Source organism: Cytobacillus purgationiresistens (assembly GCF_030813235.1).
GTDB lineage: Bacteria > Bacillota > Bacilli > Bacillales > Cytobacillaceae > Cytobacillus > Cytobacillus purgationiresistens.
In genome coordinates, this window is sequence record NZ_JAUSUB010000011.1 from 85550 (window position 1) to 100684 (window position 15135).

Annotated in this window: 10 protein-coding genes; 6 read left to right on the forward strand and 4 right to left on the reverse strand. The window is 42.5% G+C overall.

The window, feature by feature from the left end:
• Nucleotides 1–21: 21 nt before the first annotated feature.
• Complete coding sequence (locus tag J2S17_RS13755; protein ID WP_307475760.1) at nt 22–2070, reverse strand: right-handed parallel beta-helix repeat-containing protein; 2049 nt, start codon at nt 2068–2070, stop codon at nt 22–24.
• A 315-nt stretch (nt 2071–2385) separates the two neighbouring features.
• Between J2S17_RS13755 and J2S17_RS13760 the strand changes: the two genes are divergently transcribed.
• The 6 genes from J2S17_RS13760 to J2S17_RS13785 all read left to right on the forward strand — a co-directional run bounded on the left by J2S17_RS13760 (nt 2386) and on the right by J2S17_RS13785 (nt 12664).
• Nucleotides 2386–4176: an ABC transporter ATP-binding protein gene (locus J2S17_RS13760; RefSeq protein WP_307475762.1), complete on the forward strand. Its 1791-nt coding sequence runs from the start codon at nt 2386–2388 to the stop codon at nt 4174–4176.
• Between the two features lie 101 nt (nt 4177–4277).
• The gene (locus tag J2S17_RS13765; protein ID WP_307475764.1) at nt 4278–4424 is read left to right on the forward strand and encodes a paeninodin family lasso peptide; all 147 of its coding nucleotides are present in this window, start codon (nt 4278–4280) and stop codon (nt 4422–4424) included.
• A 90-nt stretch (nt 4425–4514) separates the two neighbouring features.
• Nucleotides 4515–5123 (forward strand): hypothetical protein, encoded by a 609-nt coding sequence (locus tag J2S17_RS13770; protein ID WP_307475766.1) that lies wholly within the window; start codon nt 4515–4517, stop codon nt 5121–5123.
• Nucleotides 5124–5163: 40 nt separating this feature from the next.
• Nucleotides 5164–5880: a metallophosphoesterase family protein gene (locus J2S17_RS13775; protein ID WP_307475767.1), complete on the forward strand. Its 717-nt coding sequence runs from the start codon at nt 5164–5166 to the stop codon at nt 5878–5880.
• Nucleotides 5877–6317 (forward strand): VanZ family protein, encoded by a 441-nt coding sequence (locus tag J2S17_RS13780; RefSeq protein WP_307475769.1) that lies wholly within the window; start codon nt 5877–5879, stop codon nt 6315–6317. The genes J2S17_RS13775 and J2S17_RS13780 overlap by 4 nt, the downstream gene beginning before the upstream one ends.
• Before the next feature lie 386 nt (nt 6318–6703).
• Nucleotides 6704–12664 carry a beta strand repeat-containing protein gene (locus tag J2S17_RS13785; RefSeq protein WP_307475771.1) on the forward strand — a complete coding sequence of 1987 codons (5961 nt, stop codon included), beginning with the start codon at nt 6704–6706 and terminating at the stop codon, nt 12662–12664.
• Nucleotides 12665–12760: 96 nt separating this feature from the next.
• On the opposite strand, the gene J2S17_RS13790 is transcribed toward J2S17_RS13785, so the two are convergent.
• From J2S17_RS13790 to J2S17_RS13800, 3 genes are all read right to left on the reverse strand, one after another.
• Entirely contained in the window at nt 12761–13861 is a 1101-nt protein-coding gene (locus tag J2S17_RS13790; protein ID WP_370875022.1) for a glycosyltransferase, read from the reverse strand.
• A 178-nt stretch (nt 13862–14039) separates the two neighbouring features.
• Nucleotides 14040–14420 (reverse strand): PH domain-containing protein, encoded by a 381-nt coding sequence (locus J2S17_RS13795; protein ID WP_307475776.1) that lies wholly within the window; start codon nt 14418–14420, stop codon nt 14040–14042.
• An 87-nt stretch (nt 14421–14507) separates the two neighbouring features.
• Entirely contained in the window at nt 14508–15107 is a 600-nt protein-coding gene (locus J2S17_RS13800; RefSeq protein ID WP_307475778.1) for a hypothetical protein, read from the reverse strand.
• Nucleotides 15108–15135: the final 28 nt, after the last annotated feature.

Below are 15135 nucleotides of genomic sequence, written 5' to 3' on the forward strand. Positions count from 1 at the left end.
GGTAAGGAAAAATTCTAATTATTAAACGAGTTCTCCGTTGACAATATTATCAATTTTAATATGGTTGTTGTGCAATTGGAGGTTTGTTTGAGTTAAAATGTTTCCTGCAAATAATAATGGAATGGAAGGCGAAGTATTTGCTCTTACTGCAATCATACTCTTATTTGATGTGAAGGAGTTATCATTCATTCGCATAAATTGAGCGGCAGCAGTACTTCGAATATCAATCATAGGATTATTGGTGCCATTTGGGTAATTAAACGTGTTGTTTGAAAAGTGGAAACTTCCCCATGTACCATTAATATAAAAGGCTATATCTGAAAGGTTTGGATTAAAAAAGAAACTATTGTTTACTTTAAAGAAGTTAACACCCTTCCCTTGTCCTAAATAAAATAAAGTATAGGAGCTCCATTCAAACTGGCAACCATTAAATTCATATATGGCATTCTCTCCACTGAATATTTCTCCAAGCGTTCCGCAGTTTAGAAACCTGCAATCTGAATAGACACCGGGGGGCAAACGAGTAATTCGATTATCTTTGTGTTTAATATTTCTAAAGGAAACATTATTCAATACCCAACCGTATGCCCCTGCCGGAACGACAGTGAAGGCTTCAATACCGTTTCCTTCAAAAGAGCAATTTGATATGGTTTGTGGTTCTTTGCTGAATATGATTGGAGCTCCAGAATTAGATGAAGCTTCCGTAAAGTCTTTATCGAATATGAATTTACAGTCGCTTACTTGTGTTGCATAAGCCCCTTGTGTATTGAAGTTTATTGGTGTGTTGAGAAAGAAGCAATTGTTTAATATGGCTTGTGCTGTATCAAGCAATCTAACTCTACATGAAGTTAGTTGATTATTCGAGAAGGTGATTTGTCCTGAAAGCAGTGGTACACAATCATTAAAATGATTATTATCAATAATAGTTTTCTGTGCACGAGGATTAATTGTAAGTATTCCTGATTTAATTTTATTATTCGTAATACTTACATATATACCTGCTACAACTATAATACTGTATCTCTCATTATTATCTATATTATTATTATTAATGTATATATACTGGTTAATTTCATATCCATCTTCTATATCAATTCCGGATGCAGGTGATGTTCCGCCGATATGGTGAATTTTATTTCCATCTACATAACAATGCTTCATCCCGCAAATGGCAACGCCCAATCGTCTACAGTGGTGAAGTTCACATTTTTCTATATAAATTTGTGAAGGAAACTCTGGTGTTCTTATTGTTAGTTTATTACCAGGTAGTGAGGGAACGGTTGATTGATGTAGTACAAACCTTGCATAGCTTGCTTCTGGAGGAACTTGGATTTCATCAAAGAAATGAAGATTAGTAATGGAGGACAGAAAGAGATTGTCCTCTTTATAAAAAATTACATCATAAGTGCTTGTAGTAACCTCATTACCAATTACCCCATAGCTATCACCGTAAATTCCGAAATATCCAATAGTCTCAATTTGAGGTACTATCGGAAAATTAACTGAAGTACGAATTCGGTTTGAGGCGGCAGTTAGAGCGCCAGTCGAGGTATTAATTCCGCCTATTTCCAGGTTCCCTTGTAATTTAGGAAAGTTTGCACCAAGACTTCCAAAAGAAGTGATTCCGTTTATTGCATCTCCAGTTGTATTAAAAATTTCCAGGTTATCAAGGGTGACGAATTGAACATTATGCATTAATTGAATCCCAACACCAAACTCATGCGTTCCACCACCAACATAACTATGTGTATAGCGGTCACCTTCAACTTTTCCATTTGTAATTCGGACATAATGCTGTTTAGTATGCATAAGTATAATCGAATATATTGGCAACGCATTATCCCTAATTCTTAATGTTGCTCCACCTAAATTCAATGTCATATAACTTTGAGGAATAATGGGGTTATTCTCATCTATCAAATAAATCCCGTTAGGAAAGACGATTTCTGAGATTCCCTCAGCAGCCGCCCAAACGATGGCGTTATTAATGCCCATTGAAGTATTGGGTGCATCGGTACCATTGTTTTTAATATTCCAGCGTGTAAGTTCCAGTAAATATGAACCAGTCAACAAGTTTCACCTACATTTCTTGAGTAAGCTTGTACTCTTTTATTTTGAGAGATTGTTCCTTATTAATCAGGATATGAAACAGATGAAATGGAGGTGAGGGCTATTGTATTCGGTGATTCACCTGTTTTTTGATACAAAATAGTTATTAATACCTAAAAAGTAATTGACATTTCTTTTTAGGAATGATAATTTTTAGATAATGAGTTCTTTATAAAGAACAAAAAGTGGAATAATAGATGTTTTATTTCTTTATTTTTTAGTTGGTTGTTCTTAATAAGGAACAATCTGAACAGAGCCTAATAGGAGGATTAAATCTTGAAGGATCTTTTATTTTTCATAAAGCAAATACATACATATGCAGGAAAAATGCTATATATAAATCTCTTCGCAATGACAATGATTGGATTATTAGATGGAATCGGAGTGCTGCTGCTTGTACCGATGATTAGCATGACAGGAATTGTAGATCTGGGACTTGAAGAATCACCTATTGCGAATCTGTTTAGCGTATTTAATGAGATTCCTATAACATTAGGGCTACCGATTATATTATGTGTTTATGTTTTTATTGTCATTTTACATCATGTGGTTGAGAGATCAGTAATGATTGGAAACACAAAGATTCAAATAGGGTTTTTAAGATATTTGAGGACAGAAACATATGAGAAGGTCCTTCGTGCCAATTGGTCTTTTTTTATAAGAAAAAGAAAATCTGATTTAATTAATTTGCTTCTTTCTGAGGTTGCCAGAACAAGCAGTGGCACAAATTCAGTATTGCAGCTGTTTTCTTCTTTTATCTTTTCCCTCATACAAATTGCCATTGCATTATGGCTTTCGGTCAAAATTACTTTGTTTGTATTGGTAGCAGGGTTATTTATTGTTTATCTAAACCGCCGTTATTTAAAAAAATCGCATGCCTTAGGATCAAGGAATTATGAGCTAGGAAAAAATTTCTTAGCTGGTATGACAGATCAAATTAATGGTATCAAAGATATAAAAAGTAATAATCTAGTTGAGTCGCGCATGAGTTGGGTCCGAACAATGACAGCAAAAATGGAAGAAGAGCAAGTAGAATACACAAGGATTAGAATGACTTCACAGCTTAATTATAAGATTTCATCGGCGATCTTTTTAGCTTTATTTATAGTAGTTTCAGTCAATATTTTTCATGCTCAAGCAGGAGAACTTTTATTGATCATCTTAATTTTTTCAAGACTATGGCCGAGAGTAGCCGGTATTCAAGCTTCGCTGGAGCAAATTGCTTCCACTCTTCCATCTTTTAAGGCAGTGAAATCACTGCAAATAGAATGCGTGGATTCAGCAGAATTTTTGAACGCTAACTCTTCAGATATCAAACCGATTCTTTTTCAGAAAGGGTTTGAATTTAGAAATATTCACTTTCGATATAACAAAGATCAAGAATATGCCTTAAAGGATATTAATATTTTTATACCTGCGAATCAGATGACTGCCATTGTTGGTCGGTCAGGTGCAGGGAAAAGCACTTTAATCGATTTAATCATGGGACTTAACGAGGCAGAAAAAGGAGAAATATTTATAGATAATAAACAACTGACGAAAGAGAATCTATTTGCCTTGAGACAGAGTATCGGCTACGTGCCGCAAGATCCCTTCTTATTTAATGAGAGTATTAGAGAAAATTTGCTTCTTGTTGCACCGGAAGCAACAGAAGAACAGCTTTGGGATGCACTCGAATTTGCCTCTGCTGCAGGATTTGTCAGAATGCTGTCTGATGGACTGGATACACTAATCGGGGATCGAGGCATCAAGCTGTCGGGTGGTGAGCGTCAGCGTCTCGTATTAGCTAGAGCCATATTGCGCAAGCCGCCGCTCCTGGTGTTGGATGAAGCGACTAGTTCTCTAGATACAGAGAGTGAAAGAAAGATTCAGGAAGCGTTAGACAAACTAAAAGGAACATTAACGATTGTAGTCATTGCCCATCGTCTTTCCACCATTCGTAATGCGGATCAGGTGATTGTTTTAGAGCAAGGTGAAGTGATACAGCAAGGCGGGTTTCAGCAATTATCAGAGGAACAGAACCAGATGTTCAGCAAGCTGTTGGGCAGGCAGTTGGAGGTCATGTAATCATACCTGTCACTCGTCCTATTATTCTATTGAAAGGGGGAATGTATACACAGCTTTGTTTGTTGCATATACTTAAAAATAAATCATAAAGGAGCATAATAATGAAAAAAGATTGGAAAAGCTTACGTTTGGAAGAGTTGGATATTAGCATGACACTAAAAGGAAAGCATCCTCCTGGAGGTGGTGGTGGAGAAACTCCTCCTGATCCTGGTACCCCTGATCCAGAATTACCAGAGTTAGATAGCTAATATAGGTTAAGCCTTTATGTACTAAGAAAATTAGTCATTAAGGCTTTATTTATTTTTATTTCAAACTAAAGAGAAAAAGGTGATCAGTCTATGTTTGAAATTGTTACATCGTCGAGACAGCAAAAGTCCTTTGAGGAAATTTGGGAATACTTTTGCGAAATGTATGGTTGGTACAATGATCCTTACGCGAAAAATGGCATTCGCTATAATTTGCTCTTACCTCAAGCAGAAAGGAAAGTAATAGGAACAATTGAGTTTGTCCCTTATAAAGGAAAGCATCCAAATAGTACCGTAGAAAATCACTTCCGTTTTTCCAGGTTAAAAAAGATACAACAACATCAAAAACGAGTATGGGAGATAGATAAGCTTTGTTTACATAAAGATTTTCAAAGGAGGGGATACTTTGAAAATTTTGGCGAAGCCTTTTATCACCATGCACAAACTCACAAACCCAAGTATTATATTGCGATGATGGAAAAACGTTTTTTTAGAATGATGAGGATCTTATTTGGTCTTAACATTATACAAGTGGGTCAATCAATAGAAATGACGGGTACTTCATTAATTCCGGTTGTCTGTGATATGGAAAGGATTATGCAAAACGAGGAAATGGTTCGAGTTTTATTTAAAAAGGAATTAAAGCTCAAAAAGGCAGATAATAAGCTCTATCGATTAAAGCGTCTATTCATCAAAAAATAATTGAATGAATGAGAAAAGATTACTTCCGGGGAGGATTTATATGAAGATTGCTTTTATTTCAGATATTCATGGGAACGCAGCTGCTCTTGAAGCAGTGTTGGAGGACATTAATCAAAGACAAGTGGATGAAATTGCAGTACTTGGCGATATAAGTTTTCGAGGATTAGAACCAAAAAAATCACTCAAAATAGTTCAATCTTTGAATTGCAGAGTGATTAAAGGAAATGCAGATGAATGGGTTGTAAGGGGAATTAGACAAGGTGAAGTTCCGGAATATGCATTAGAAAATATGACAATCGAACGCGACTGGACATACCGGCATCTTGAGGAAGGGGATATAGCCTACTTAAACTCCTTACCTGAAACAATTGATATGAACTTAAATGGAATTGATATTCATGCTTTTCATGCCACACCTGATAGTTTATTTGAAGTCGTGATGCCTTATGAGGAGGATGAAACATTAATCAATAAACTGATGGTGAAAGATGCAAGTGTTTATGTATATGGGCATATCCATAAGCCTTATATTAGATTTATAGATAATAAATGTGTAGTGAATATAGGCAGTGTAGGATTACCGTTTGACGGAGCAACCCAATCCTCTTATGGGTTAATTGAAGTGAAAGAGCAAGCATATCAAGTTTCAATCATTAGAGTCAGTTATGATGTAGAGCAAGAGTTGAATAGACTGGACAAATCTGATTACCCAAACAGAGACTTTCTTAGTAAGACCTTATTTAATGGAAAAGTATGATGAAAAGAGTTATCTTACTATGTAGTCTATTGATATATTTAGTGTTTATATGGCTGCAATCAAGCTATTTTAACCCAGAGATATTTTACGAATATGCTAGCTACATAAATATGAATGTTATTATCTTTTTAGGTGTTTTACTCGAGCTTGCTCATTTAATCGAGTTCGGTATTCTTTATTTAATTTTATTGCACATACTGTTAACATATGGTGGGCTCACAGTAAAGAAGGAAGTAGCTGCTGCTGTATTTTCTATTGGGTATGGCTTAGTTGATGAAATACATCAACTGTATGTCCCATTTAGATCCTTTTCACTGCTAGATTTATTGAAAAATATAGTTGGTGTATTGGTAGTAATGTATATTTTTAAAAAATACTATAATAATCGTCGATTGATAAAAGAAAAAAGCAAAACAAACGTGAAACAGAGTACTTAATCTTGAGCTTTCCATCTCATAAATTGGAAAGCTCAACCCAGTCTTTTTGCCCCCGAAATTTATTTCCTTTAATAATCCGCATAAGTATTGTTTTTTAAATCATTAACCATCTATCCTTGTCTCCACTTATTAAAACTTTCATACAATATCCCAATGAATTGGGGCATTAGCTTACACGTCCCCGTGCTTTAAGGAATAGGTTAGAGTGGGGTTGTGTTTTGATCAGTTTTATAAACCAAGCTATATAAAAGAGGAAAACTAAACTTAGAGCTCTATAGAATTTTAGTATTCCAGTATTCCAACATTTAAATAGATTGTTAGCTGATTGATTCTTTTAATTTAATGAATATAAAATAATTTCACTTATATGAAGAGGGAGAGGAGTAATGTCTGAGCATCCAGATTTTCAAACTATCTTAGAGGATATTATTAACCTTCATTTCATTTTGTTGAAAATGAAGGAAAAAGGAAATCAGAATACAAAACCAATTGAAGATGAGTTATTTAGACTTTTCAGGAAAATATTCCCTGATTTTGTTGAGGGGTTTTCTTATAATTTCGAATTTATTTCTGATGAACAGCGGACAATCTTATCGAAGTTCTTACAGGATGATGATTTATTACAGGTGATAAAAGGGTTTAACTTTGATAATGATGAATACCGAGATTCTGACCTTGCCTGTCATACATCTTCTGAAATTGAAGTTAGGTTCTCAAATCACCATATATGTTGCAATAAGGGCAATCATTGTCGTCATAGGTGTCGTCATAAGGGTCATCATTGTCATCATTGCTGCCCTAGGGGGAAAACTGGACCTCGTGGTGCAACAGGTGCAACGGGTCCAATGGGGGTAACAGGTGTAACCGGACCGACAGGAGCAACCGGAGCCACTGGAGCAACAGGTCTTAGCGGGAGGCCAGGGCGTGCGGGGATAGCTGGTCCCACTGGACCGACAGGAGACCCCGGAGCAACGGGTTCAACTGGTATAGGGAGTACGGGAGCAACCGGAGCGACTGGCCTAACGGGAGCAATGGGAGCAACAGGAGTAACCGGCCCAACGGGTCCAACTGGAATAACGGGTCCAACAGGAATAACCGGAGCCACCGGGCTAACGGGAGTAACCGGAGCGACTGGCCTAACGGGGGCAACGGGACTAACGGGTCCAACAGGATTAACAGGAGCAACAGGAATAACCGGAGCCACCGGGTTAACGGGAGAAACGGGAGCGACAGGAATAACCGGAGCGACTGGACTAACGGGAGCAACGGGAGTAACCGGCCCAACGGGTCCAACCGGACTAACGGGTCCAACAGGAATAACCGGAGCAACAGGAATAACCGGAGCGATTGGACTAACGGGGGCAACGGGAATAACCGGAGCCACCGGGTTAACGGGAGAAACGGGAGGGACTGGCCTAACGGGGGCAACGGGACTAACGGGTCCAACAGGAATAACCGGAGCAACAGGAATAGCCGGAGCGACTGGCCTAACGGGAGCAACAGGAGTAACCGGCCCAACGGGTCCAACTGGAATAACGGGTCCAACAGGAATAACCGGAGCCACCGGGCTAACGGGAGTAACCGGAGCGACTGGCCTAACGGGGGCAACGGGACTAACGGGTCCAACAGGATTAACAGGAGCAACAGGAATAACCGGAGCCACCGGGTTAACGGGAGAAACGGGAGTAACCGGCCCAACGGGTCCAACTGGCCTAACGGGTCCAACAGGATTAACCGGAGCAACAGGAATAACCGGAGCCACCGGGTTAACGGGAGAAACCGGAGCGACTGGCCTAACGGGGGCAACAGGAATAACCGGAGCCATCGGATTAACAGGAGTAACCGGCCCAACGGGTCTAACCGGACTAACGGGTCCAACGGGATTAACAGGAGCAACAGGAATAACTGGAGCCATCGGAATAACGGGAGTAACCGGCCCAACCGGCCCAACCGGACTAACGGGTCCAACAGGAATAACTGGAGCCATCGGAATAACGGGAGTAACCGGCCCAATAGGTCTAACCGGACTAACGGGTCCAACAGGAGTAACCGGAGCCACCGGAATAACGGGAGTAACCGGCCCAACAGGTCCAACCGGACTAACGGGTCCAACCGGACTAACGGGCCCAACAGGACCAACGGGTCCAACCGGACTAACGGGTCCAACAGGAATAACCGGAGCCACCGGAATAACGGGAGTAACCGGCCCAATAGGTCTAACCGGACTAACGGGTCCAACAGGAGTAACCGGAGCAACAGGACTAACAGGAGCTATCGGAATAACGGGAGTAACCGGCCCAACAGGCCCAACCGGAATAACCGGAGCCATCGGAATAACCGGAGCAACAGGAATAACCGGAGCAACAGGAATAACCGGAGCCATCGGAATAACCGGAGCAACAGGACTAACAGGAGCAACCGGAATAACCGGAGCAACTGGAATAACCGGAGCTACTGGACTACCGGGGGCAACAGGAATAACGGGAGTAACCGGTCCAATAGGTCCAACCGGACTAACGGGTCCAACAGGACTAACAGGAGCCATCGGAATAACGGGAGTAACCGGCCCAACCGGAATAACCGGAGCCACCGGACTAACCGGAGCCACCGGAATAACGGGAGTAACCGGCCCAACCGGACTAACGGGCCCAACAGGAATAACGGGAGTAACCGGCCCAACAGGCCCAACCGGAATAACCGGAGCAACAGGAATAACCGGAGCCACCGGAATAACCGGAGCTATCGGAATAACGGGAGTAACCGGCCCAACAGGCCCAACCGGACTAACGGGTCCAACAGGAATAACCGGAGCCACCGGAATAACGGGAGTAACCGGCCCAATAGGTCCAACCGGACTAACGGGTCCAACAGGAATAACAGGAGCGACTGGACTACCGGGGGCAACAGGAATAACGGGAGTAACCGGCCCAACGGGTCTAACCGGACTAACGGGTCCAACAGGATTAACCGGAGCAACAGGAATAACCGGAGCCACCGGGTTAACGGGAGCAACCGGAGCGACTGGCCTAACGGGGGCAACGGGAATAACCGGAGCCACCGGGTTAACGGGAGCAACCGGAGCGACTGGCCTAACGGGGGCAACAGGAATAACCGGAGCCATCGGATTAACAGGAGTAACCGGCCCAACGGGTCTAACCGGACTAACGGGTCCAACAGGATTAACAGGAGCAACAGGAATAACTGGAGCCATCGGAATAACGGGAGTAACCGGCCCAACAGGTCCAACCGGACTAACGGGTCCAACAGGAATAACCGGAGCCATCGGAATAACGGGAGTAACCGGTCCAATAGGTCCAATAGGTCCAACCGGACTAACGGGTCCAATAGGAGTAACCGGAGCAACAGGAATAACTGGAGCTATCGGAATAACGGGAGTAACCGGCCCAACCGGCCCAACCGGACTAACGGGCCCAACAGGAATAACGGGAGTAACCGGCCCAACCGGCCCAACCGGAATAACCGGAGCAACAGGAATAACCGGAGCCACCGGAATAACCGGAGCTATCGGAATAACCGGAGCTATCGGAATAACGGGAGTAACCGGCCCAACAGGCCCAACCGGACTAACGGGTCCAACAGGAATAACCGGAGCCACCGGAATAACGGGAGTAACCGGCCCAATAGGTCCAACCGGACTAACGGGTCCAACAGGAATAACAGGAGCGACTGGACTACCGGGGGCAACAGGAATAACGGGAGTAACCGGCCCAACGGGTCTAACCGGACTAACGGGTCCAACAGGATTAACCGGAGCAACAGGAATAACCGGAGCCACCGGGTTAACGGGAGCAACCGGAGCGACTGGCCTAACGGGGGCAACGGGAATAACCGGAGCCACCGGGTTAACGGGAGAAACGGGAGTAACCGGCCCAACGGGTCCAACCGGACTAACGGGTCCAACAGGATTAACAGGAGCAACAGGAATAACCGGAGCCACCGGGTTAACGGGAGAAACCGGAGCGACTGGCCTAACGGGGGCAACAGGAATAACCGGAGCCATCGGATTAACAGGAGTAACCGGCCCAACGGGTCCAACAGGAATAACCGGAGCAACAGGAATAACTGGAGCCATCGGAATAACGGGAGTAACCGGCCCAACAGGCCCAACCGGCCTAACGGGTCCAACAGGAATAACCGGAGCCACCGGAATAACGGGAGTAACCGGCCCAATAGGTCTAACCGGACTAATGGGTCCAACAGGAGTAACCGGAGCCACCGGAATAACGGGAGTAACCGGCCTAACGGGTTCAACTGGCCTAACGGGTCCAACAGGTCCAACCGGACTAACGGGTCCAACAGGAATAACCGGAGCGACTGGACTACCGGGGGCAACAGGAATAACCGGAGCCACCGGAATAACGGGAGTAACCGGCCCAACCGGCCCAACCGGACTACCGGGGGCAACAGGAATAACCGGAGCTATCGGAATAACGGGAGTAACCGGCCCAACAGGCCCAACCGGAATAACGGGTCCAACAGGAATAACCGGAGCAACAGGAATAACGGGAGTAACCGGCCCAACCGGCCCAACCGGACTAACGGGTCCAACAGGAGTAACCGGAGCAACAGGAATAACTGGAGCTATCGGAATAACGGGAGTAACCGGCCCAACCGGCCCAACCGGAATAACGGGTCCAACCGGAATAACGGGTCCAACAGGAGTAACCGGAGCAACAGGAATAACCGGAGCTATCGGAACAACGGGAGTAACCGGCCCAACAGGTCCAACCGGAATAACGGGTCCAACAGGAGTAACCGGAGCCATCGGATTAACAGGAGTAACCGGCCCAACGGGTCTAACCGGAATAACGGGTCCAACAGGAGTAACCGGAGCAACAGGAATAACTGGAGCTATCGGAATAACGGGAGTAACCGGCCTAACGGGTCCAACAGGAATAACCGGAGCCACCGGAATAACGGGAGTAACCGGAATAACGGGTCCAACAGGATTAACAGGAGCAACAGGAATAACCGGAGCGATTGGACTAACGGGGGCAACGGGAATAACCGGAGCCACCGGGTTAACGGGAGAAACGGGAGGGACTGGAATAACCGGAGCTATCGGAACAACGGGAGTAACCGGCCCAACAGGTCCAACCGGACTAACGGGTCCAACAGGAGTAACCGGTACAACAGGAATAACCGGAGCCATCGGATTAACAGGAGTAACCGGCCCAACGGGTCTAACCGGAATAACGGGTCCAACAGGAGTAACCGGAGCAACAGGAATAACTGGAGCTATCGGAATAACGGGAGTAACCGGCCCAACAGGCCCAACCGGACTACCGGGTCCAACAGGAATAACGGGTCCAACAGGAGTAACCGGAGCAACAGGAATAACCGGAGCCATCGGATTAACAGGAGTAACCGGCCCAACCGGCCCAACCGGAATAACGGGTCCAACAGGAATAACCGGTCCAACAGGAATAACCGGTCCAACAGGATTAACAGGAGCAACAGGAATAACGGGAGTAACCGGCCCAACAGGAGCAACAGGAGTACCCGGAGCCACCGGAATAACGGGAGTAACCGGCCCAATAGGTCCAACCGGACTAACGGGTCCAACAGGAGCAACAGGAATAACGGGAGTAACCGGCCCAACCGGCCCAACCGGACTACCGGGTCCAACAGGAGTAACCGGAGCAACAGGAATAACTGGAGCTATCGGAATAACGGGAGTAACCGGCCCAACAGGCCCAACCGGACTAACGGGGGCAACAGGAATAACGGGTTCAACAGGAGTAACCGGTCCAACAGGAATAACCGGAGCCATCGGATTAACAGGAGTAACCGGCCCAACGGGTCCAACAGGAATAACCGGAGTAACGGGTCCAACAGGTCCAGCATTCCCACAAGGTTTTTCTGCAGTTACAAATCTGGCGAGTGTTACTGCTTCTCAACAATTGGGAACATGGACGGTTACCTCTCCTTATTATGGAAGTGCTAATTTCAATACTACTACTGGAACCTTTATCGTACCAACTACAGGTAGATACAATATTGAAGCAACAATAAACTATCAAACAACTGCTGCGCTCACTATTAGCTTAGGAGCAGGGGTTAATCCTGAATTTATAATTTCACGTATTACTCCAACAGCCACTACGCTCTTTACAGGGTTATTTCCAATATTAAATGTAAATATTGCATTGTTACTTACTTTAAGAGCCGTACTCGGCAGTGGTACAATAACCATTGCTGGTAATGTGACATTGAATGCTGGGGATACAATTGGATTATTTTATGTGGCGAATGGCTTAACAGTTGGAATAAACTTAGGTGGGGCAGGTCAAGGGGTATATTGGACGATACAGCAAATTGGGTAATAACTAGATTTTCTTAAAACTAATATCTCCAAAAATAAAATAAAAAATAGCAATGTGAGTAGAAAGATTATTTTCGCTCACATTGCTATTTTTGCTTTATTCATTATAATTTTCGCTTTTGAAATATTCATTATAAAATTGATCATTATAAATAATTCTTGAATCATCCGGTCGGAATTTTTTTGCGATGGAATTATGCTTTATTGAGAGTTCTTGTTCACCAATTTGCCAGTAGCAGTAACAAAGTTGCAGATGTGGATACCAGGTTGAATAAATCTCCTGCTTAAAGCCAAGTGTATCGTCTATGTCAACTTCCACTGCGAGTTTATACCAGATAATTGCTTTTTTATACATGTTTTTTTCTTTGTAAATATCGCCAAGCTGACAAGATACCTCTGGCCTTGGAACGTCATACTTGAGAGAAAGAACCAGGGCTTCATGGACCTTCTCTTCATCACCTAAGTTTCTATAGCAGCTGGCAAGATTTATGCATGATCGGACTTCATCTTCTACCCAGCCCTTCTTTGTTAGCAAAAATTCAACATAGTATAAGACTGCTTTATCAAATTGTTGATGGTCTTTTAATTCATTCGCATAATAAAATAAATCGCGAGGTGAAAATTCTTCTCCCTTTTCTAATCGTTTTTCGTATATTTTTATGTTTCTATCACTCTGAACATTGTCATTTGTCTTATTGGATTTTCGATGTTGAATAACTATGTCTGATTGTATAATGTTTCCGCCAACTTCTAAATACTCATGAACAGGTCCAATCCATTTAAACTCTCTGTCTTTTCTTACTAAACGATGTCTGCGGGAGCTGAAGGTTGAGTGTCCGAATTCGTCAAACGCAAGGTGATATAGCATGGTTACCGCGTCGACGTCGTTCGACAGGTTTTCTTTCAGTGCTTTAAGTTTAGTTTGATCGGCATGGAGTAAGAGATCATCCCCATCGAGCCATAAAATGTATTCCATATTTGCTTTGCTGAAGGCAAAGTTTCTTGCTGCAGCAAAATCATCAATCCATTCAAAGTCGAATAAGTTGCTTGTAAACTGTTCAGCAATTTCTTTCGTTTTATCTGATGATCCTGTATCTACAATAATGATTTCATCACAAATATCTACTATACTGCTTAAACATTGATGCAATACTTCTTCCTCATCTTTAACAATCATGCATAAGCTGATTGTAATCACAAGCATTCACCACCATTAAAAAATTCTTATTAGTATATGGTTTCAATAAAGGTTTGGAAACTTGGGCGTACCTTTTGAAAAAGATCATGGAATGGCAAAATAAAAAGGACATTCCCCAGTGTCATTTTGGGTATGCCCTTTATAGAAAGACGAATTCATTTGGGAAAATTGAGTTGAATTATCTAGTGACTGCTGCAGCCATCAGCTTTTGTATATCATTAATGCTGCTGTTCTTTCCAAATTGTTTAGAGATGGCAGGTAGCTGTGCTCCTGAAATCCAAATCTTCAATTCGGAATCCAAATCAAATCTTCCCGCGGTTTCTACACTATAATGTGAAATCGACTTATATGGGATGGTATGATACTCTGTTTTTTTACCTGTTATTCCTTGTTTATCAACAAGAATCAGACGATTGTTTGTAAAAACAATCAAATCTCGAACCAATTTAAATGCTGCATCTACTTCTTCACCAGGAATCAATACCGGTCCTAATTCACTCTGCACTTCTTCATTACTTACTGTTGAGGCATTGCCTAATAACCCATTTAAGAATCCCATGATATAATCCTCCATAAAAACAGATTAAGTACCTATAATTGGAATATATCATACTATTTACATGTAAGGGCACAATTTAAAAAAAATTCATTTTTGTTCCAGCAACAAATAGATCAAACGATAGGTGAAAAAAATCCCTAAATAGGCTCCCGTGAATAGAAACAAAGGGTTGAGAAAAACAGCGTGAACATTAGTCATAAACACGGTTTGATCTTTTAAAATTTCGTATATTGTAATTGAGACAATACTGCCGAAGATCATGACGGAAGCCACCGAAAGAACATTGAAAATCAGCTTTATGTTTTTCCAGCGCTTTTGGAGCTGGTAAAGTCCAATAGGGAGGATAATGACAGATAGGATTAAAAAAAATTTCATGTTTTTCGCCTCTACTTGTTTTGGTGTTATATCAACAGTATTGCAAAATGGTTGAAAACTCATACTTGTAAATGTGTCGTATAAATTAATAGAATTTTCTGTTAAAATAAGAGGGTTTTTACCATTTTTATAGAAACATAGAATAAAAAAGGAGATGAGCACATGGAGCAAGTTGTTAAACATCAATGGAATTGCTCTAAATGTAAGCAAAAAATGACCGATGAAATTGAGTACATTGATAATAAGGGTATCTGCGACAAGTGCTTTGCTATACGCTTGAAAAAGAGAAGAGGATTGAAGATTTAGATGCATACTGAAATAAAGGAAGAATAAGCCTTGA